The 20,874-nt window shown below is 52.3% G+C and carries 19 protein-coding genes and 1 pseudogene; 14 read left to right on the top strand and 6 right to left on the bottom strand.

What is annotated here, in order from left to right; all coding sequences use genetic code 11:
* The 5 genes and pseudogenes from VKV29_RS11740 to fliM all read right to left on the bottom strand — a co-directional run.
* A pseudogene (locus VKV29_RS11740) lies at positions 1-753 on the bottom strand (hypothetical protein); the annotation flags it as partial.
* Positions 754-882: 129 nt separating this feature from the next.
* On the bottom strand, positions 883-1,671 hold the full coding sequence (gene fliP / locus VKV29_RS11735; protein ID WP_324201498.1) for a flagellar type III secretion system pore protein FliP: 789 nt from the start codon (positions 1,669-1,671) through the stop codon (positions 883-885).
* A complete protein-coding gene (locus tag VKV29_RS11730; protein ID WP_324201497.1) occupies positions 1,664-2,536 on the bottom strand; it encodes a flagellar biosynthetic protein FliO in 873 nt (290 codons plus the stop codon). The genes fliP and VKV29_RS11730 overlap by 8 nt, the downstream gene beginning before the upstream one ends.
* A gap of 10 nt (positions 2,537-2,546) precedes the next feature.
* The gene (fliN, locus tag VKV29_RS11725; RefSeq protein ID WP_324201496.1) at positions 2,547-3,518 is read right to left on the bottom strand and encodes a flagellar motor switch protein FliN; all 972 of its coding nucleotides are present in this window, start codon (positions 3,516-3,518) and stop codon (positions 2,547-2,549) included.
* 18 nt (positions 3,519-3,536) lie between these two features.
* Positions 3,537-4,652 (bottom strand): flagellar motor switch protein FliM, encoded by a 1,116-nt coding sequence (gene fliM / locus VKV29_RS11720; protein ID WP_324201495.1) that lies wholly within the window; start codon positions 4,650-4,652, stop codon positions 3,537-3,539.
* Between the two features lie 258 nt (positions 4,653-4,910).
* On the opposite strand from fliM, the gene VKV29_RS11715 reads away from it, so the two are divergent.
* From VKV29_RS11715 to VKV29_RS11650, 14 genes are all read left to right on the top strand, one after another.
* Entirely contained in the window at positions 4,911-5,852 is a 942-nt protein-coding gene (locus VKV29_RS11715; RefSeq protein ID WP_324201494.1) for an ABC transporter permease, read from the top strand.
* Positions 5,852-6,796, top strand: coding sequence for an ABC transporter permease (locus VKV29_RS11710; protein ID WP_324201493.1), 945 nt, complete (start codon positions 5,852-5,854; stop codon positions 6,794-6,796). The genes VKV29_RS11715 and VKV29_RS11710 overlap by 1 nt, the downstream gene beginning before the upstream one ends.
* Positions 6,797-6,801: 5 nt before the next feature.
* Positions 6,802-8,568 carry an endo-1,4-beta-xylanase gene (locus VKV29_RS11705; protein ID WP_324201492.1) on the top strand — a complete coding sequence of 589 codons (1,767 nt, stop codon included), beginning with the start codon at positions 6,802-6,804 and terminating at the stop codon, positions 8,566-8,568.
* 255 nt (positions 8,569-8,823) lie between these two features.
* Positions 8,824-10,044 (top strand): tetratricopeptide repeat protein, encoded by a 1,221-nt coding sequence (locus VKV29_RS11700; RefSeq protein ID WP_324201491.1) that lies wholly within the window; start codon positions 8,824-8,826, stop codon positions 10,042-10,044.
* On the top strand, positions 10,041-10,310 hold the full coding sequence (locus tag VKV29_RS11695; RefSeq protein ID WP_324201490.1) for a hypothetical protein: 270 nt from the start codon (positions 10,041-10,043) through the stop codon (positions 10,308-10,310). Before VKV29_RS11700 ends, VKV29_RS11695 begins: the two co-directional genes overlap by 4 nt.
* Before the next feature lie 34 nt (positions 10,311-10,344).
* A complete protein-coding gene (locus tag VKV29_RS11690) occupies positions 10,345-10,569 on the top strand; it encodes a hypothetical protein (protein ID WP_324201489.1) in 225 nt (74 codons plus the stop codon).
* A gap of 92 nt (positions 10,570-10,661) precedes the next feature.
* Positions 10,662-11,453 (top strand): DUF1559 domain-containing protein, encoded by a 792-nt coding sequence (locus VKV29_RS11685; RefSeq protein ID WP_324201488.1) that lies wholly within the window; start codon positions 10,662-10,664, stop codon positions 11,451-11,453.
* A gap of 5 nt (positions 11,454-11,458) precedes the next feature.
* The gene (locus tag VKV29_RS11680; protein WP_324201487.1) at positions 11,459-12,628 is read left to right on the top strand and encodes a tetratricopeptide repeat protein; all 1,170 of its coding nucleotides are present in this window, start codon (positions 11,459-11,461) and stop codon (positions 12,626-12,628) included.
* Complete coding sequence (locus VKV29_RS11675) at positions 12,625-14,394, top strand: CRTAC1 family protein (protein WP_324201486.1); 1,770 nt, start codon at positions 12,625-12,627, stop codon at positions 14,392-14,394. The genes VKV29_RS11680 and VKV29_RS11675 overlap by 4 nt, the downstream gene beginning before the upstream one ends.
* On the top strand, positions 14,391-15,572 hold the full coding sequence (locus tag VKV29_RS11670; protein WP_324201485.1) for a hypothetical protein: 1,182 nt from the start codon (positions 14,391-14,393) through the stop codon (positions 15,570-15,572). The genes VKV29_RS11675 and VKV29_RS11670 overlap by 4 nt, the downstream gene beginning before the upstream one ends.
* A complete protein-coding gene (locus tag VKV29_RS11665) occupies positions 15,559-17,292 on the top strand; it encodes a CRTAC1 family protein (protein ID WP_324201484.1) in 1,734 nt (577 codons plus the stop codon). Before VKV29_RS11670 ends, VKV29_RS11665 begins: the two co-directional genes overlap by 14 nt.
* Complete coding sequence (locus VKV29_RS11660; protein WP_324201483.1) at positions 17,289-18,479, top strand: tetratricopeptide repeat protein; 1,191 nt, start codon at positions 17,289-17,291, stop codon at positions 18,477-18,479. Before VKV29_RS11665 ends, VKV29_RS11660 begins: the two co-directional genes overlap by 4 nt.
* Before the next feature lie 83 nt (positions 18,480-18,562).
* A complete protein-coding gene (locus tag VKV29_RS11655; RefSeq protein ID WP_324201482.1) occupies positions 18,563-19,210 on the top strand; it encodes a zinc ribbon domain-containing protein in 648 nt (215 codons plus the stop codon).
* Between the two features lie 25 nt (positions 19,211-19,235).
* Positions 19,236-20,225: a M48 family metallopeptidase gene (locus VKV29_RS11650; RefSeq protein ID WP_324201481.1), complete on the top strand. Its 990-nt coding sequence runs from the start codon at positions 19,236-19,238 to the stop codon at positions 20,223-20,225.
* A 2-nt stretch (positions 20,226-20,227) separates the two neighbouring features.
* Here the strand turns inward: VKV29_RS11650 and VKV29_RS11645 are convergent, their stop codons facing one another.
* Positions 20,228-20,860 (bottom strand): hypothetical protein, encoded by a 633-nt coding sequence (locus tag VKV29_RS11645; protein WP_324201480.1) that lies wholly within the window; start codon positions 20,858-20,860, stop codon positions 20,228-20,230.
* Positions 20,861-20,874 lie beyond the last annotated feature (14 nt).

The following is a 20,874-nucleotide window of genomic DNA, read 5'->3' as shown; positions in this document are numbered from 1 at the left end:
TGGGCGCTGATAAACCTCGGCCAATCGCCTGCGTGCCTCCCGCAGGGTCTCACGATCCCCAGGCTCATACAGATTAACCACCTCGTTTAACACATAAAGCAGTTGCCCGTAGCGAGGGCTATCCTGGGGCTGCTCCAACATAACCTGATATGCGATGTTGACGTCGAAATAGAAGGCAAAAAGCTCTCGGTCATAAAGAGCTAACTCGGCATATTGGAAGGTAAACGGTGCCGGGTCGGGATCGCGCGGTCGCCCGCTAACGCTCACATAAGGGTTCATGCCCGTAGCCTGAACAAACAGCGTGATCTCCTCTCCGCCACGAGCCTCCTCGGTTACAAGCAATTCGCCATGATGATTATCTATTCCCTGAACGGGGTTATCCCCCTCCCAAACAATCGCCTCGGCGCCCGTGTTAATGCGGGCAACCACCGCTTGTCCGCGCCAACCCTCCGGGATCCGCCCCTGCAGCCTAAACCAGGCATCCGACCAAATTGGCCCCCAACGATAGCCCGGATTCACCGGTGTGTACTCCGCCCGCTGCGCGGCTACCGGGTCTATCTTCATCTCACGATAGTCACGTGGCGATTCGCCCTGTGGACGATAGACGGCTGCCTCCATCGGCACGCTCTCTGCCCAAAGCTGCGGGCGCAAAGTATGCTGCACAAACTGCTCAATGCGACGTTGCGTAATTTCGGGATGCTTTAGCATCAACCACTCCTTTTCGGTATGGATATAGCCGCATAACAGTTCCACGCTTAGCCCTCTAGTTCCTGCTTTCCCAATGCAAATTCCGCCTACTTCGGCGCGCCAGACACAAAAAAAGAGCCTGCAGCTTGAGCAAGCGCAGACTGGCTGGACAATGCAGCTAAAGCCGAAACTTTTCTAATGAAAACTGTGTGCTAGCGATCCAATGAGCAAAGTCCATCCATCGGCAAGCACAAAAAGCAGGAGTTTCGCCGGCAGGGAGATAATGGTCGGTGGCAACATCATCATCCCCATACTCATCAGGGTGCTAGCTACCACAATATCAATCACCAAAAACGGCAAGTAGATATAAAACCCGATAATAAACGCCGTCTTTAACTCGCTGGTGAGAAAGGCAGGGATCAACGTTATTAGGCTCACATCCGCAGCTGTGCGCGGCCGCGGAGCGTGAGAGAGATTGAGAAAGAAAGAGAGATCACTCTTATAGGTCTGACGAATCATAAAGGCGCGTAAAGGGTCTTCTGCTCCCTGGATCGCCTGTTCAATACCGATCTGCTTCTTTAGGTATGGCTGAAATGCGTTCTGATTGATGGCCTGCAGCGTCGGGCGCATAATGAAAAGCGTGAGAAAAAGCGACAAACCCACCAGCACCTGATTAGGCGGAATTTGGGGCGCCCCCAAAGCCGTTCGCAAGAGCGAGAAGACGATGATAAGCCGTGTGAAAGAGGTCATCATGATAAGGATGGAGGGCGCCAAAGAGAGCACCGTCAGTAGAATCAAAATCTGTACCGTTACCGCAACATCTTGTGGGTTCTTGGAACTTCCGATGCCCACCTGCAAGTGAGGCACAGGCACGCCACTCATCTGAGCGTGCGCTCCGAAGCAGCCTAGCAGCCCCAAACCTACCAAGGCGAGGCAAAGGGCAAGCCTCCAACAAAAGCCTCCATATGTTCGTACCCTACTCAATATCGGCCTCCACTTCCCGCACCGTCCTCAATCGGCGCGCTCTACGCGCCAACTTAGAGCTAACCTCCCGCAACTGCTCATCTAACTCGTCCACAATCTCGGTATTGGGCAGAGCGGTACCTTGAATATCGGAAGCCTCAACGAGCGCATGGAAATCGGATGCGAAATCTGCCTCGCTCCCCCTGTCAAACTCCTTCAGAAGGGTTACTCCGGCAGGCGCCGCTCCGATCAGCAGCAACCGCCCTCGCGCCTCTACAAGGTGCAGAGCCGTGTTGCCCAACGCTAAGGTCTCTATGACCTTTAGACTTCGTATAGATTGAGAGCGTATCGGGTTTTTAAGCCCCTCTTGTAGCCTCGCCAATAAACCCAGTGCCGACTCTCTAGATGCCACCTTGAAACGTGAGGTGGAGAAGGAGAAGTTTGTTTGGCCACTGTGCTGCAATTTTCGGGCTAATGCCACTCCACCCACGATAAGCCCAAGTATCGGAATAAGATAGAACAGCATGCGTCCACCGTCGCTTATGGCGCTAATAGGACTATCTAAAGGTCGTAAAGATTTGTCTGAAAGTGTGGGGGCATCGGGCCGCGTCTGGCTGAGCGGATCGGTTCCCTTTACCGGGGTTGTAGCCCGCACTACGGGCTTTGGTAAGGGAGTGGCCACCGCCTTTTGCGAGTGCGCATGGCTCGGCACGGAGCCTTTCCCTCCGGCATGAACCGCCGTTTTCGTGGCCGACGAACTTTTGCTCGGTGTGCTGGAGTGGCCTTTTCCACCGATTTGTGGGGGCTGCGCAAATACCCTTGTCGCCAAAACGATGCATCCTCCCACACAGATCAAAACAAAAGTTACAGTGCCCTTTCTCTTCATGTCGCTCTCCTTAACTAGCTTTGCCTAAGCTTGTCACCCGTTCCGCCGGACTGAGGATTTCGGTAACACGAATGCCGAAGTTATCCTCAATAACCACCACCTCGCCTTTGGCGATCAGCTTGCCGTTGACAAGCAGGTCAACCGGTTCCCCGGCGACGCGATCCAACTCGACAATCGAGCCGGCTCCTAGTTCAAGCACGTCGCGTATCAACATGCGCACACGCCCTAGCTCCACCGTAACCTCAAGCGGTATGTCGAGTAGCAGTGAGATACCCTTTGGCAGGTCTTCATCATGATTTGGGTCAAAGGAAGGAAGTAGGGAAAGCCCATCTAGGCCAGGGGTTTCACCGCCTCCTGCAGGCTCACTTCCTACCGTTGTTAGTTCGCTCTCCTCTCCACTGGCACCTTCCTCCACCTCGACGGCGATGCTTAGCAGCGCGCGAGCTAGGTCTGGAGTAAAGAGCAGTGTGGCATCAAGGCTTTCAAGGCCGGGGATGTTAATGGAAAATTGAGCCTGTACGGCGCCTTCGCTTAGGGCAAATACCGGAGGGAGGTTCAAAGGCCCAAGCAAAGTTGCACAGCTCTCTACCTCAATAGCTTCTCCTTGCACATTACCTATGGCGTTGGCAAATCCGCGCACAACTCCGCGCAAGGTGGTAGATATAGGCTCTAATTGCGTGGCATCTAGTGCTGATGGCTCGGTTCCCTCATGTCCCGCCGCCAGATCGGAAAGGATCGTTGCATCGCGCTCGGAAAACCAAAGTATCGCTTCAGAACTATACGGTTGGCTTAGGCTAAATGTGGTAGACAGAACGGTCTCCGTTCGATTGAGCAGGCTCTGCACCGGAATTTCGTTGAACGCGATAAGTTCCCACTCGACCATTTGATTGATCTGCTCTGATAAACTCAGCGCAAGGGACGAGCAGAAATTTGAGAAAAGCTCTTTAAGTGTATCCAGCTCTTTTGGAAGAAGTTCGGGCATAGATAACCTCCCTAATCGTTAAACAGCGTTTTTCATTTTGGAAGAGCGGCGAGACGATGTGGATTTATGCGTTAGCAGAGTTTCCTGATCCGTCTCAGGCTCGACACGGGTGATGTGGATGGCGAGCTTTTTACCGCGCACCCCCGGCTGGGCACGAAACTTCACCTTGTCGCCGATGAGAACCTCCACCTCCTCATTCTGCTTGCGATTGAGTGTCACGATATCCCCCTCTTTCAGGGCGAGCAACTGCTGCACCGTCATCTGGGCGCTGCCAAGCCGCACAGCACAGGTAAGATGGGTTTTCGCTATGCGCTGTGCCAGCACCGGTGCGTGGCGACCAACGTTTTTACGCAAGCTGCTTGAGAACCACCTCTGGGCGCTAAGCTTGCCGGTAATGGGCTTAAGCAGCAAGTAAGGGATACAGATGGACATGGCACCTCGCAGCTCTCCCACCTTAACCTCGAAAAGAATGGAGACGACAACGTCGTTTGGTGGAACGATCTGCACAAACTGCGCTTGGGTCTCCATCGTTTCCCGTTTTGGATTGAATTGGGCAATGCCTTCCCAGGCCGTCCGAAAGTCTTTCAACGCCCGGTTGATGATCGAATCGGTAAGCGCCTTCTCGATGTCGGTAAGCACGCTGGAGCTTTTTACCACGCTGCCCGGCCCACCAAGCAGGCGATCGATCATGCAGAGGATCACGTTCAGCTCTACCTCTAAAATCGCTTGTCCGGCCAACGGCGCCATACTGAACACATTGATGATGCTGCTCGAGAGGGAGCGTATGTACTCCTCATACGGCACCTGCTCCACGGAAACGAGATCAACATGCACCGGCACCCGCAGATAGGCCGACAGAGAAGAGGCGTAGAGACGTGCAAAGGTCTCATGAAGCATCTGGAGCGTGCGCAGCTGGTCTTTGGCGAACTTATCGGGTCGGCGGAAATCGTAGATTTCGTAAGCGATCGGTCCACGCTGTTCGCGTCGTAGCGGTCCTGAAGGTGAGGAAGGTTTTGCCTGACTACCGCTATTATGGCTGGTTCGATTTGTAGTAGGCGATGCGGTCTCCGTGCCATCGCTTGACAACGAGGCTAACAGTGCCTCAATCTCTTCTTGAGATAGAATTTCTGCCACGGAAGCGTGCCCCTAGCGGATCTTTCTTCTTTATGTGGAACGTGCCGTGTGTGGTGTAGAACGAGAACGAGAGGTTATTGAACGCAGCTCCTTTTGTCATCACACATGCACCTTCCCAAACTATTATCGGCGCGTAGCCTGCTTTTCTCTAGATCACAGAAGCCACAACTTCCAAGCCAGACAGATGGAACGATGCGTTCTAGACAATTCGATGAGAATGTGTCACAATATTGCAATCTGAACTTAAGTAGGATGTCTATGCGCACCACCTGGAAAGCTCCGCGCGAGCTTCCTGTTCTTCTCCTTTTGCTTATTACCACACTCATCATGGGCCTTTTTGTGCCCGCTTTTCGCACGGAAAGCAATCTAACAGCCCTAGGCGAGAGCGCTGCCTACATCGGCATTCTCGCTTGCGGTGAGGCGTTGCCTCTGTTTACCGCCGGGCTTGACATCTCCGTCGGCTCTACGTTAGCTCTGTCTAGCTGTGCTGCAGCCACCGTTCTCACGTTGGGCTGGCCGTGGCCGATAGCTGCTGCCGTCGGCCTCTTGGCCGGTGCCTGTGCTGGCTGGTTCAACGGCATGTTGATTACTTGGCGGCGTATGCCACCGATTCTCGCCACGCTGGCAACTTTTCTGATCTTCCGACATGGGGCAGGCATTCTTACACACGATCACAGCTATGGCCCTTTTCCCCATGCCTTCAATCGCATCGGCTCCGGTTGGGTTCCTGTTTTATTGCTTGTAGCGATTACCCTGCTCTTTACTTTTCTTGTTCAACGCGCCACCTTCGGGCGTTGGCTCCTCTCTGTAGGCGGCAATGAGATGGCCGCCAGGCTCTCGGCCGTGCCTATAGAGAAAGTGAAACGACGCGCCTATCTGCTTTGCGGCCTCTGCGCAGGTCTCGCCGGCCTCATTGTTATGGCCTTTAATAACACTACCCAAGCTAGTGTTGGGCAGGGCACTGAACTCGACGCCATCGCGGCCTGTGTCGTGGGAGGAACCCGAATTACCGGCGGGGAAGGTTCTGTTGTGGGTGCGGCTCTGGGGGCCGTGCTTCTTGCCTTGCTGCGCGATGCTTTCGTGCTTACCGGCCGTCCCGTCAGCCAATATGGAGTCATCACTGGCGGTGTCATCCTCCTGACCGCTATTTTGGAACGCCTGCGGCGCGCCAACATAAACCTGCAGGAGGAGACGGTCTAATGCCTAAAATGCGCTCCCTCCCGCCAGAAGCCGGAGTGGCTCTCGTCTTCGTGCTCATCGTCACCTTCTTCAGTTGGAGAGCACCCGACTTCGCAACATGGGCCAACATACGTCTCCTCACCAAACAGTCTGCCGAGCTGATGTTGGTCTCTCTGGGCATGACTGTTGTCATCGCCACAGGGGGAATTGACCTTTCTGTAGGGTCTCTGCTTGGCCTCAGCGGCATGGTGTTGGGCATCGTGCTGCTCCATGGTGGCTCGACCATCATCGCGTGCCTTGCCGCGTTGGGCGTGGGCCTCCTCGTGGGAGCCTTGCACGGCGTGCTCATCGGACGTGCCCGTATGCCATCTATACTGGTTACCTTGGCGAGCTATGCCGCTGCCCGAGCCGGCGCTACGATGGTCTACAACGGCGGGAGCATTTCAGCAATCCCCCTCTCCCTAAACGAACTGTTCGATAACACGCTCTTTGCCGGTCTGCCGGTTCTCTTGTGGGTTAGCGTTATCGGCATCGTTTTTAGTTGGGTTCTTCTACGGCGCACCTCTTTTGGCCGTAGCGTTCTAGCTCTCGGAGGCAATCGTCGGGCCACCTATCTCTCCGGCGTTCCCACAGCGCGCATCGAGCTTTGGGTATATATGCTTAGCGGCCTATGCGTCGGTTTGGCGGCCATCATTGATGCAGCACTAAAAGCCACCGCCACCCCCGACGCCGGTCAATATCTGGAACTACAGGCCATTACGGCTGTCGTTCTTGGTGGCACCGCGATCACGGGTGGTCAAGCTACCATACTCGGTACCGCACTCGGCGTTGCGGTCATCACCGTGTTGCTAAGTGGTGTGCGCCTTATGGGTATGGAAGACCGCGTGGGCTGGTTCTTCGTTGGCGTCGCGCTGCTGCTGGCCGTTGAGGCACAAAGAGGATGGAAAAAGAAGGGAGATATTTAAACACAATGCGTACAATACTAGAAATAGCTCTTGTCCTGTTGCTCGGCGCTTTCGTTACGCATTCGGATGCAGGTCTACCGCCCTACACCCGCATTCTACCGGAAGGCGCACCCCAGCTTGCTTGGCTCAACAGCGTGCCGAACACGCTTCAAGGGAAAGTGGTTTCGGTGCAAACACAACCTTTCACCGAAGCCATCGAACTACATACCCTCTCAAAACCCCAAAACACTTGGGAAGCTCAAATCGTCATCCCAACCGTCGCCCCGGTGCATAAAGGGGATGCGCTGCTAGGCATCTTTTACGCCCGTTCTCTTAGTGAACACGAAGCTCGAACCGAGTTCGTCTTTGAGAGAGCAGGCGACCCCTATACAAAGTCGGCGGAGTTCGAGGTCAATTGTGGGGCTAAATGGCAGAAATTCTACGTTCCTTTCCAAGCTGCAGAAGACTATGCTCCGGGAGAAGCCCATGTCTGTTTCCGTCTTGGCTACGCTCCGCAAACGATCCTTATTGGCGGCATCGAACTGCGTGATTACGGTTCCAAGGTCTCTGTAGACGAACTCCCCACCACCCCGATTCATTACGATGGGGAGGAGCCGGACGCCGCTTGGCGCAAAGAGGCCGAGGCCCGCATTCGCCGAATCCGCATGGCGCCCATTACCATAGAGGTGCTCGATTCTGCCGGTAAGCCCATATCCGATGCCCACGTACATGTTGCCATGCTACGACATGCCTTTCCGTTCGGCTCTGCCGTTAATGCGGTAGACCTTTTAGGTAATACCCCAGATGATGAGAAGTATCGGCAGACGATCCTCAAGCTCTTCAACCGCGCCACCATAGAAAACCAACTGAAATGGCAGTGGTGGGCGTTCGACCGCCAGACCGGTCCGAGAGCGGTACAGTGGCTCAACGAACACCATATCTCTGTACGCGGCCACAATCTCGTCTGGCCTTCGTGGCGCTATATGCCAGATTCCGTAACTGCACTGCAAAACAATCCAAGTGCGCTCGCGCAGGCCATAGACGACCACATCCGTGATGAGCTAGGTGCCCTAAAAGGCCAATGCTTGGAGTGGGATGTGGTGAACGAGCCGGTAGATAACCACGAGGTTTATGATGCCCTTGGCGGCCTTGATGCTGTTGTGCACTGGTATCAACTTGCTCATGAGGTAGACCCAACCACCCGCCTGTTCGTCAATGAATATAATATCTTAGAGGTCGGAGGAACAGACATTAATCACCAAAACCGTTACGCCGAGATCATCCAATATCTCCTCGATCACCATGCCCCCTTACAAGGCATTGGAGTGCAGTGCCACTTTAACAGTTCTCTTACGCCACCTACCCTTATTCTCCAAATTCTTGACCGCTTTGCCAAGTTCGGTCTCCCTATCGAGGTAACTGAACTAGACATCAACGTCCCAAATCCCCAGAGCCAAGCACAATACATGCGGGATTTCCTCATAGCGGCCTTTAGTCACCCTGCCGTTTCGGGCATAGTGATGTGGGGCTTTTGGGCAGGAGCTCATTGGATTCCTCAAGCTGCCCTCTTCTCCAGAGATTGGCACCTTCGTCCGGTTGGTGAGGCTTGGGAGGAAATGGTATTCCATCGTTGGTGGACCGATGAGCAGCTTCAAACAAATGCCCAAGGCCTCTGCACTGTACGCGGTTTCTTAGGCGACTACACGGTTACCGTTACGGCAAACGGCAAGGTGCAAACGACCCAGTTCACGCTGGACAAACCGGGTGCACGTGTGACTATTCGTCTACGATGAAATACGCTCTTGCCACAGGAATCCCATAAAGTGCTACTCGTATCGCTCAACTATTCACTCTAGGCAAAAGTTCATTATCCAGAGAATGTACAGATCATCACCAGCCAGAATAAATGATTTCTTGCTTCAGTATCGCTTTCTGTGGCCACAGTTGACAAATTAAAGGAAGGTGCGCTATAATATTGACATATAGAAAATGATACGAACCTGTTTGAGTGTCCATACAGGCATACTTCCGCCGAGAGCGAAATTGAGATGGTCTCTATACGGTTAGGACATATAAAAACGCACACACCGGCGACAAGAGTGCTGTTAGTAGGGGGTTTGCTTATCCTTCTGCTTGCAGCGATTCGCTTAGAAGCCGGATACCTTGCTAACCGGCGCTACTTTAAGACCATCAACAACGGGATCACTGCGCTACATCAGCAGCGTTTAGCCGACGCGGAACATGCCTGGTTACAGGCGCTCATCCAAAATCCACTGCGCCCCGAAGCCTATCAACTCCTGTCTCACCTCTACCTTCAAACGGGGCATCCTGAGCAAGCCATACCTCTCTTAAGTCATCTTTACGCTCTCGCCCCTACCACGCCTCATGTACTCTGCTACCTCGCTGAGGCCTACGCGCTGACCGGGCAAGAAGCGAAGTTGCTTGAAACTGCCCGCAAAGCTGTGAAGGTAGAACCAGATTGCCCACGCGCGCATGCGCTACTCGGCATCGCCTATGGTAATCAACAGGATCACAAAGAGGCAATTTCAGAACTGAGCCGGGCCGCGGCATTGGCACCCAACGATGTAAAGATCGCGACCTCCTTAGCGCAAGCCCAACTTGATGATGCCGATCTCGACGGTGCAGCAAACACCATTCGCGGCGTTATTACACGTAACCCCAACTATCCGACAGCCTATTATGTGCTCGGGTGGGACTACGCTCGTCGAGATCCAACACCATCAAACCTTCAAACGGCCATCCAAGCCTTTGAAAAACTCCAACAACTCGATCCGTCCCGCACCGATGCTCGAGAGGAACTTGGCCGTCTTTACCTTCTAAGTGGCAATAACCAAAAAGCGATTGCGGTTCTCCATAAGGCATGGCTCCAAGGTGATCGTTCTGCAGAATGTGCTTATAACCTTGCGACCGCCTATCGCAACATCGGCGACCGTTTAAAGGCAAGTGCGATGCTTCAACAATATCAGCGTATAAGTAGTCTTACAGCTCGCTATAATACCCTTCTCAAACGCGCGGTAGCACGGCCCAATGATATCGCTACCGCGATCGCTTTAGCCCAAGCCGAGGTGGAGATAGGAAATCATGAAGGGGCGGTCAAGATCATGAACTCTGTACTACAAACTGCACCGACAAACCCGATAGCACTGAAAGCCGCTGTAGAGATATATAAGGGTGCCGGTGCTCTTGCAACTGCCCATTTTTATCAAGAGCGTCTTCACGCCTTAACTTCAGGAGATTCACATAAATGAAAACACAGGTGAATCCGCTTCTAGCCATCGCTATCGTTATTATTGTAATCGGCATCGCTGCACTCATACTTTATCGGGCCACAGAAGCACCACTAGGCGGTATTCCACTCCATAATTCTGCGCGTCCCGGCCCTGCACCACAAACGCCATCCGCCCCTTCCTCAAAACAAAAATCGTCTGTATCCCACCCCGAAGGGGCAGAAGTGACAAAGTCATCTCCCTCAAATCATGCGGTCTCATCCCCCCACGACCAAGACTCGAAATAAAAGCTACTTAGGTAGTCAAAGGAGAAAGCAGGCTATGGATGAAGTCCAAAAGAAGAGGTTAGGGTTCGCCATCGCGTTCCTTGTCATTGCTCTTCTACTTGCCTATTGGGGCATTCGGTGGAGCAGTTTTATGTGGCAAAAACCCGAAAAACCGCAATTGCCCCCTCAAGCACGTTCAACTTATCAGATGATGGAGAACGGAAATAGTGCCTCCATCTCGAATTCACCTTACGCACATATGGGAGGAGGTGGTCAATAAAAAGTTTTAGTCATCAGTTCTCTCAGGTCATGCTTAAGAGGTTCACAATGCAATTAAATACAACACCTAAATTTCAAGAAGGAGGATCGAAAGTGTTAAGAAGATCATCTGCATTCACACTAATAGAGCTGCTTGTCGTTATCGCCATCATAGCGATTTTGGCAGCAATCCTGTTTCCTGTGTTCGCACAGGCCCGTGAGTCGGCACGTATAGCAACCTGCCTATCCAACCTCAAACAGATCGCCTTAGGCATGGAGATGTATGCGCAAGACTACGATGAGACGTTTCCGGGCAGTCGTATCGTTCGTTTGCCAGGCAACGTAGATGGGGACCCGGTAAATGGCCATATTATAGGCTACAAAACGGTCACCTTCCCCTACATTAAAAACTATCAGATATGGCAGTGCCCGTCGAATCCGAATCGCAATATCCCCACCGAGGAAAACGATAAGAACTTCATGACCTCATATGCCTCTAATGGGGTTCTGATCTACGATCAAACAGGGCCACAAATGGCTGCCCTGCACCATCCTGCCGAAGAGGTAATGATGCTAGAATCGCTCTGGCAAGATAATGACCTCGGTGACTGGGTCGCCCATATCAACAATCCTCCTGCTTGCCAATGGGGTACGGGCTTCTTCCAGCATCGTGGCTCGATCAATCCTGGAAGCAACGATCCCACACAGGTAAAGCCAAACGGTGGTATGGGCAACTGGGCATTCTTCGATGGACACGTAAAGGCAGAGAAGTTCGCAGCCGTTTTTCTGCCTAAAGGTCCCGCAGGTGGCCCCCAGTATAATGGCTTCGGTCGTGAAATCGCCTCGGGTGATTGGGGCCAACAAACGGGCGATACCGATTCTAATCTGTGCCCGCTCTATAAGTAATCACGATGCATACGGCATTTATGCCGCATAAATTCGTAGTCCATGCCCGCTATGTTCTGCCTATAGCGGGCATGGTAGGTTTATTGCTCGGCGTTTGGCTTGAATTACGACCTTCACCTGCAGTGTTCGAATATCAACGAGGGCGTAACCTCGAAGCAATTGGGCTGATGCAACAGGCGCAACAGGCCTATATCGCTGCGATTCGGCGTGATCCTCGCTATCCACCGCCCTACCGTGCTCTAGCAGAAATGGCCATGCATGAAAATGATAATCTCGCGGCCATAGATTTTTGGCACAAATACCTTAAGCTTTTGCCTACCGCAAAACATGCATGGTGTCGCCTTGCAGAAGCGGAAGCTCTCGTCGGCCTGGAGGTGTCGGCAGAACGAGATGCACAGCATGAGCTAAAATTAGACACTAACTGCCCGCGTGCCCACCTGTGCCTCGGCATCTTAGCTGCGAAGCGTAATGATGCGCTATCTGCCATTCAACACCTTCGTGTCGCCTCACAAGCCTATTCCAAAGATCCACAGATACAACTCACTTATGCTAAAGTTTTAGCGCTCACCGGCAACTATAACCAAGCGCAACAGGTGCTGCTATCTGTTTTGCAACTGGCCAGAATTCATCCTGAACCTTATTACTGGTTAGGCTATATCTATGCTCGACGCTCTGTGGACCCTTCAAGCCAACATCAGGCCGAACAATATCTTCTGCAAGCGCTACTCTTGAACCCTCACTACCCTGAAGCGAACTTCGAACTGGGTCGTCTCTATTTTAATGAGCATCGCCTAAAGGCGGCTCTTCCCTATCTCCAAAAAGCGATTCGGGAAAAGCCTCACTACATTGCCGCTCTCTATACTCTCGCACAAGTTCAACTTATGCTCGGTGATAACAAGGACGCTACAACAACTCTCGCCGAATATCAACGCGAAAGCATGTTGCAAGCGGAAGAGACCTCTCTGCTACGCCGCTACTCTACCGATCGGCAAAATGTGGCTCTCCTCCTTCAATTAGGCCGCCTCGAAATTCAACGCAACGAACCAAAAGCTGCATTGCTCTTTCTGCGCACTGCCGATAATTTGAAACCACACGATCCTGAAATTCAAAAGGCACTATTCCAAGCCCTCTCCCTACAACGCAAAATGCAAGTCCATTCAGGTTCCTCCTTATGAAGCACATACCTAGTCGTCGTGATCTTTTTCTAGGCCTTCTTGCTACTCTCACCGGTTGCCGAACGCTCTCTTTAAACGATCAACACCCTCTCTCCGGTAGCGATCCTGTGCGCCCGGTTCAACACAACCTGCTCTTTCGGAATGTTGCCCAGCAAGTCGGCATACATTTTATCGAAACCAACGGAGCCAGCGGGAAATTCGCCTTTATCGAGACAACTCCTGGCGGCTGCGCCTTCTTAGACTACAACAACGACGGGCTTCTCGATATCTTCCTGGTACAGTCGGGCACACCACCCGGTCAGTTCAACCCAGGGCCACGGCCCCGCTGTGCCCTCTATCGCAATAATGGGGACGGAACATTCACCGATGTCACTAGAGAAGCAGGGCTTGATTTTGACCAGGGCTATGCCCAAGGCGTTGCCGTAGGAGACTTTGATAACGATGGCTATCCAGACATCTTCATCACCGGCTACAACGGATGTTTTCTTATGCAAAACAACCGCAAAGGAGGTTTCCAGGATGTCACCGAACGCGCCGGCGTAGGTGAACGCGGTAAAAATCGCTGGGCGACCTCTGCTGCTTTCGGTGACTACGATAATGATGGTAATCTTGACCTCATCGTGCTTCATTACGTGCCCTGGACCCCCTCTACCGATATTGTCTGCAAAGACGATAAGGGTCGGCGTGACTACTGCTCCCCCGAGGTCTATCCCACAGAAACACCCACGCTGTATCGTAATAATGGGGATGGTACTTTTACCGATGTAACCAAGCAAGCTGGTCTCGATGTACTCCAATGTCGTGGGCTAGGCGTCGTTTGGTTAGACTACGATCATGACGGTTGGGAAGACATCTATATTGCCAACGACCTCATGCCCAACGTCCTCCTTCACAACGACGGAAACGGCCGTTTTCGCAACGTCGCCCTACAAGCAGGGGTAGCTGCCGGAACAGATGGCCGCATTCTATCCGGCATGGGCATTGCTGTGGGAGACTATACTAATGAAGGCTGGGAGAGTCTCGTTGTTACCAATTTTTCCGGTCAACCCGATTCGGTGTATCGTGCCACCTCTTTAGGCTATTTCGATGATGCAACCTATCAATCCGGCATCGGGTCGGCAACCCTCAACACCCTCGCTTTTGGCGTTGAGTTCATTGATTATGATCGCGATGGTTGGAAAGATTTGATTTTCGGTAATGGTCATGTTGATCCTCTCATTGCCGATCGCTCGCCTGGGGTTACCTATGCCGAACCTAAGCAACTATTTCATAATTTAGGCAACGGAACGTTCGATCTCGTCACGCAGGACGTGGACGATCTCACCGTCCCAATGGTCACTCGTGGCCTCGCCGTCGGCGACTATGATAACGACGGAAAGCTAGATATCTTGGTAAATAACCACAATGCCCCAGCCCAGCTCTTCCACAATGAAAGTAAAGACCCGAATCACTGGATTACATTGAGGCTTGAGGGCACACGCACGAATCGAGATGGAGCCGGCTCGTTGGTATGGGTAACCGCCTCTGGCAAACGCTATTTCGCCGAATGCCGTCTTAGTAGTAGCTATGCTTCGAGTAGCGATAAACGTCTTTTCTTTGGACTAGGTGCTGCCACCAAGGTGGAAATGATCGAAATCCGATGGCTTAGTGGGCAACGGCAAATTATTCACGGCCCTCTAGCGGTAGACCGCTTCTATTGGCTGCGTGAGGGAGATGCTATCCGACCCGATCCACGAGTGTATGCCCACCAACGAGGACAGAAATGATGGAGCGTCATCGTTCCCTCTTTATCGCTACTCTCGTCTTGTTGAGCGCAGTGGTTCTGCTTTTTCTGATCATCAGAAAAGCAGCTCATCAAACACCCTTACAGGCCGTCACAAATCTACCAGATAGTCTGGTTCTAGCAGTATTGCCCGGTGTCGTCTATACCGCCGACCTAAGTAGCCCAGGAAAGTTTCTTATCCATCGTCTCGCCATTCAACAACCAAAGCTCCAAACTATCGCGATACTACAAGGCAACGTCACTCCCATATATTCTGAAAATAACATGCTATATGCTCTCTACTTCCCTGCGATAACGCCAACCCGTCCGTCCGCAAAAATCATCACGATATCTCTTCAAAATGGTAAAACAGAAACACTACTGCCAAATTTCAATCCTATTATCTCCCTAGGCCACGAACAGCTTTACCCCGTTGCCGCAAACGACCATGCTATCTACTGGCTAACAGCACAAGTACCTACAACCAAACATCGGTTTGCTCTCATACGTATGAACTTGCCAAGCAGGCAAACAGCTACCTTGGCCCAAAACATTCCAAATGCTCGTCAAATCTTTTGCTTGCCGCCTTACATTGGCATTTTGCAGGAATGGCCTACCCATCAAACCCGAACCGTTATTCAACGTACCGCAAGCCGCATCCGTATTTTTCGCAATAGCCTTTGTCTTTTTGATGACAACGGGAAAGCCATAGGCCAAATTGATGCCTACAATAGCCAGTACCCCCCAATCCTGTATGAAGGCAACTTTTATTGGATTCAAAATGTATTCGAGCCGTGGAACAACTCTACCTTTCCCGACCATTATCGCATCGTCTATGCGAATCTGTCCGAAAAAGCGATTCATGTGCTGGAGGAGTTACCGGCCGTTGGCAATGCCCCACTGCAGCTCTATGTTTACGGTTCCCACCTTTACATGGCGCAATCTAACACACTAGGTGCAACACGTATATGGCGGTATATACCACGACCTGGCGGTTTTGAACTGCTTTTCCAAATCACTACTCATACAACCAGCCAACTTCTTTTCCGAGGGCCCAACTGTTATTTTGTTCAATGCACCAATCATACCAACTGGTTTAACTGGTCACACAGCGCTCTCTATGGGCAAACCCAATTCACTCTTTATCGCTTCCCATTGAACCGTGAAAATGACCACGCATAGCCGCATGAACATATCGAAACTGGTAAATCGGCTCGGTCAACATAAGCCTTCCCGCCGTAGCTTTCTGAAATATGGCCTGTGCTCCACCCTCTGTTCGCTCGTGCCGAGTTGCCGACCCTCTCGCCCATCCGGCGACCCGTCTAGACTAAGATCCCAGCATTCCCCTTTCCGTCTACTCGACCGCGCCCGCGATGCCGGTATTTGCTTTCAACTAGGCCATCATGGACGTTCGCCCTTGAATATTCTAGAAACAGCAGGATGTGGCTGTGCATTTCTCGATTTTGATAATGATGGCTTCCTTGATGTTCTCCTCGTTGGTCAACCCTATTGCGCCCTTTATCAAAACAATAGGAACGGAACTTTTAGAGAATGTACAAAAGAAGCTGGTCTTACTGTGGAAGGCATGTTCATGGGAGTTGCTGTAGGCGACTATGATAACGACGGCTGGCCCGACGTCTTCTTAACAGGCTACGGTCGCAACGTTCTCTTACATAATCATGAAGGTTATTTTGAAGACGTAACCCAAGGCTCAGGTATGGAAGCGGTCAGCCCTTATGACTGGGCGACAAGCGCAACCTTCACTGATCTGGATCGAGATGGAGTGCTTGAATTAGTCGTCGGACACTATGTCACCTTCACCCCGCACTCCTTACAAACATGCCGCTACGGTAGTGTGCAAGCCGCCTGCCCGCCGTTCTACTACGATCCACAATTTGTTCGTGTATTTCGGTACAATCATGACAATAAATTTACCGATGTTACCCGGATGTGGGGCTTTGATAAAGGCCATGGCAACAATCTTGGCGTAGCTGCCGCAGATTATGATAACGATGGTTGGCAAGACCTCTACGTTGCTAACGACGGTCTCGCTGCCGATCTCTGGCATAATCGTCATACCGGCTTTGAAAACGTGGGATTGCTCTCCGGCACCGCTTACGATGCCAATGGAAATCCTCAAGCTGGTATGGGCGTAGATTGGGGCGACTATGATAACGATGGCTATCTCGATCTGATCGTGGCCACGTTCCAGGATCAGCCACGCGCTCTCTATCATAATGAAGGCAATGGGCTGTTTAAATTTGTAAGTTATGCTGCCGGCCTTGCAGATACCACCCAACGCCTCGCTTTCGGAGTGGCATGGGCAGACTTCGACCTAGACGGATGGCTTGACCTTCTCTTTACCAACGGCCATGTGCAAGATACGATCTATCAGTTCCATCCCCCGGCAACCTATCGGCAAACTATGCAGGCTTTTCAAAATCGCCGTGATGGCACTTTCCGTGATGTCTCGAGCGAAGTAGGACCCGCTTTCTTGCAACCTATTGTAGGGCGCGGGCTTGCCATAGGAGATTACGACAACGATGGCAAACCCGATGCCTTAGTGGTCGATCTGGAAGGGCATACCCTTCTGCTGCACAACGAAACACCTACGTCGAATCTCTGGTTAGGACTTAAGCTGGTTGGAACAAAAAGCAATCGTGACGCTATTGGAACCCGTATCTATCTGGAAACGAGTGATACGAGACAAATGCGCGAGGTTCAAACCGGCAGAAGCTATCTTAGCGCATGTGACCCACGAGTCCTTTTTGGGTTAGGTACTCACAATGGAACCCCGGTGAAGCTCTCTGTCCACTGGCCAAGCGGTAAGGTAGATGATATTTCTGTATCTAGGTTTAATCGCTATATCACGATTCGAGAAGATACCGGCACGGAAGAATGAAACGGGTGTTACTCGCTTTTGCCATCATTCTAATCGGGCTTGGAGGATTAGCTACCCTGTTGCTCTGCTCCGATTTCGGACACCGATTCTGGCTTCACCATCTTTCGCTTCCTTCGCTTCTCCGCTACACGATTCGCCATGACGACGATCCTGATGCTTTCGTGGAGCTGGCCGCCCGCATGGAGGCTCAAGGGCATGATGAGGAGGCTTTTCAAGACTATATCCATGCGGCCAAACGGCAGCCGACCAACGAGACAGCTTGGTTTGGCGCCATCCGCTGCGCGCAACGGACTCGCGATATGAAAAACACCCTTGCACTTGCCCAACAGATGATAGAAGCGCTCCCGCGCTCCTCGACTGCATGGTCAACTCTCGCCAAACTCTATTTACAAACTGGTGACAGGGTGAAGGCTATAGCCGTATTCCGGCATGCTCTATCGCTGAATCCGCACAACGCAGAGGCCCAGTATGGTCTCTCAAAAGCGCTTTTTCAACAAGGCGATCTCCAACACGCCCTCTCCTCGGCCCAAAAGGCTGTGGCGTTGTCCACTAACCGCGTATCGTATCTTCTCAACCTCGCCACCATCCTTCAGCAGATGGGACGTTTCGCAGAGGCTAAAACCGTGCTTCAAAAAGCCTATCACCTATCCCCTCACAATCCAGAAGTTCTAGCTGCAGAAGGCACGCTCCTTGCTACCTCATCAACGTCCCCCACTCAGCAAGCGACCGCGATAAGGCTCCTTAAAGCGGCTATTGAGCGACTAAACGACCCGGTGAAGGCCTACAGCGCTTCCTATCAGCTCGGCCAGCTATATCTCCTCATGAACAAATTGCCCGATGCCGAACAGGCATTTCGCCAGGCCCTTCAATTAAACCCTAACGATACTCAAACCCTATTTGCACTAGGCAGAACTTTGGCATTAGAACGAAAATCTGCCGAATCAAAAGCGACCTTAGAGCGGTTCTACAGGGAAAGCCAATTTCGCTTAAAACTTTCGCAACTGCAGATGCGCATAGGGCGTCAACCCAATAGCGCCCTGCTCTGGAACCGCTTAGCACTCTTCTACGCCTCCCATCATCATTGGGCAGAGGCCCGACTGGCCGCACAGCGCAGTCTACAACTGCAACCCAACCAGCCGCAGCTACGGCAGAAGGCAAAAATGTGGCCTGCAACCACAGCACCATGAGCGTCCAAAACAAAAAATGCTGAAACCTCGTCCTTATCCTCTCCGTACGGTATGCTATAGAAAAAGCAAAAGAGGAAACTGCTATGAGAAAGCGAGGCCGCAGAGCACGCTACGCTTACGAAGCACGTGCTTCCCGAAATGAAGAGCCTGCGGAAATAGCCTCTCTTATTGAAGGTCTGCAGTCTTTACTCGCTCCTGATGAACATCTTCTCGGCTATACAAGAGCCTGGATTGCAGGGGGACTGAGGGGAAAGCTTAACGTATGCCCAGAGGCCCTTTTCGCCGCCCTCATGAATGTGGGGCTTACCGATCAGAACCTGCTCATCCAACATGTCAACCTCGCCGATGGAAAACCTTCTAAGCTTTCGGCCCATCGCTATTCCCTAGCGGATGTTCTTTACATACAGTTTGTTAAAAGCGAAACCTTTGGGGGTACCCCTGCAGGGCGGCTTACCGTACAAATTGCCGACAACGTTTCCCTGCGTTTCCGCGTGTGGGGCTTCTTCAATGTAAAAGAGGCTCAATCGCTGGCTAAAGTCTTTCAAGCCTTTAGCGCCCAACAGCGCCACGAAGAGCCGCCTCTCTGGCATACTTGCGCCGCCTGTGGCGAAAAGCTGGATCAGCCCTATCGCTTCTGTCCCTACTGCGGGCAGCCAAGCTCTCCAATGATCGGCTCAGACCAAGCCGCGCCTCCACCCACAGACAATCCAGAGCCGTCCCAACCCAGCTAATGGCATATCTCGAGGAGAACTCACTATGAGCACAACACCGAACACGGTTTTACCGGCGCGATTACGCTTTCCAGGTCTTTCGAGCACAGCCTATGAACATCCGGCAGACCGTGCAGCACTCGAAGCTTTGCGGGCCACACCCGGATTAGACCGCCTTTTTCGTTGGCTTTCCGATATCGGCTTCGAACGTTATGCCAGACTGTTTTTTACAGCCGATAGCCTTCGCATCTCCCCAAAACAGTGCCCTCGTCTCTATAACGATCTGCGCGAAGCCTGCACCATCCTCGACGTGCGCGAACCGGAGTTCTACCTCATCCAACACCCCTATCCCGTATCCTACGCCCTAGGCATGCAGCGGCATATCGTTGTTATCTCGTCTAGTCTTGTTGACCTTCTCAGCGACACCGAACGCCTCTTCGTCATCGGGCGAGAACTAGGCCATATCAAATCCGATCACATGCTCTACCGAACGATGGCACTCGTTTTAGCCAGCCTGCTTGCTGCGAATAGTCCCTATCTTAATATTCCAGGGGAGCTTCTCGTTCGTACCCTCCTCTATACGCTCTTCGCCTGGTTCCGTAAGTCCGAACTATCGGCCGACCGAGCCGGCTTACTCGTTGTGCAAGACCCCGAAATCTGCATTAATGCCATCTTAAAACGGGTCGCCGGTACTCAAAAACTGACCGATGACCTCGATGCCGCCGAATTCGTGCGTCAGGCCGATCTATTTGACGACATGGAAGACGATCTACTCGGCATCTACTACAAGTTTAAGATGCTCCGCTTCAATCCTGAACCTTTCCCGGCTGTGCGGGCTCGTGAGGTGCTCGATTGGAGTCGCAGTCGCGAATATCAGCGACTCCTCCGAGGGGAATACCCATATGCGCGTAAAACAGCGAGCGAACGAGTCTGCGAACAGTGCGGATACTCCGTTTCCAACGTCTCCTTTCGCTTTTGCCCAGAGTGCGGTTCGCCGCTGCCTCCCTTGCTGCCCGAATATCCGGAGCCTATCTAGCCCTATTCATCATCAGGATTTAGTGTATCTATCTTGCCGTTGCGTCGGATAACAAGCGCATACGTGTGACGCACCGGAGCGACCCAACGACCTCTTTGTGCTCTATTGAAAGCACCGACAGGTGGTGAACGATGATATGCGGCCCAGTAAACCCCCTCTTCATGAGAATAGCAGACCACGAGGGGCGCATTATCGCCCTCCTTTTTGATGTCGTAGGCATTCATGCTGCTGGCCAGCCATCGAAACCCGTAACTTACGGGATAGACTCTCCGCCCAATGGCCACGGTTCCTACGGTAAAATGCACCCCCTGCTTAGCCCATCGAGCAACCGTTGGGCACTCGAGCAGGTTCGGGTCGGGAATATACTTCGGAATGAGGGCCTCTAAGGAAGGAGGTTCAGCCCCTTTGTGGTCGGCGCGATACCGTTTCCAAGCATTGTAGAAGAGAAGGAGCCGTTGCTTACATTCGTCTATCTCGGGCCTTTCTAGGGCTATTTCGCGTTCAGCAGCGTTGCGCTCGGCATAAACCTTCACTAAGTGCGCAACAAGAAAGTAGCCTCCGACAACGATAGCAACCACGAGGATGACCCATGGGGGAACCCGCTTCGATAGAATGCCTAACAGCCTTTTCTTCATCTTGTATAAGCCCT

The organism is Chthonomonas sp. (assembly GCF_035294165.1).
Classification (GTDB): Bacteria; Armatimonadota; Chthonomonadetes; order Chthonomonadales; family Chthonomonadaceae; genus Chthonomonas.
The sequence above is the reverse complement of the archived record's forward strand: the minus strand, read 5'-3'. Positions and strand labels throughout refer to the sequence as shown.